Source organism: Oceaniovalibus guishaninsula JLT2003 (assembly GCF_000299575.1).
GTDB classification, from domain to species: Bacteria; Pseudomonadota; Alphaproteobacteria; order Rhodobacterales; family Rhodobacteraceae; genus Palleronia; species Palleronia guishaninsula.
The window spans coordinates 1-571 of sequence record NZ_AMGO01000041.1; the positions used below are offsets into that span (position 1 = coordinate 1).

The 571-nt window shown below is 62.7% G+C and carries 1 protein-coding gene; it reads left to right on the forward strand.

From position 1 onward, the window contains the following. The coding region (locus tag OCGS_RS09260; RefSeq protein WP_040610863.1) for an MFS transporter at window positions 1–479 on the forward strand (479 nt) is incomplete at its 5' end. Between the last annotated feature and the right edge of the window lie 92 nt (window positions 480–571).

Genomic DNA, 571 nt, shown 5'->3' on the forward strand with positions numbered 1-571 from the left:
GCAAGACCGACTCGACCATGATCTCGGCTGCCACCCTGTTCCTCTTCATGCTGCTGCAGCCCATCGTCGGCGCCCTCTCCGACAAGATCGGCCGGCGGCCGATCCTGATCGCCTTCGGCGTACTCGGCACCATCTTCACCTACCCGATCCTCAGCACCCTGCACAGCGTCGACAGCTGGTGGGGCGCGTTCTTCCTGATCATGGCGGCGCTGGTGATCGTCAGCGGCTACACCTCGATCAACGCGGTGGTGAAGGCCGAACTGTTCCCCACCGAGATCCGCGCCCTGGGCGTCGGCCTGCCGTATGCCCTGACCGTATCGATCTTCGGCGGCACCGCCGAATACGTTGCCTTGTGGTTCAAGAGCGTCGGCCTGGAGAGCGGCTTCTACTGGTACGTCACCGCCTGCATCGCCTGCTCGCTGCTGGTCTATGTGTTCATGAAGGACACCCAGAAGCACTCGAAGATCACGACCGATTGATTGAGCCTCATGCTCATGGCCCCGACACACTCCGGGCCTTTTTATCCACAGGACGGCGACCTTCGGGTCGCCGTCCTGCTTTTTGCCGCGGC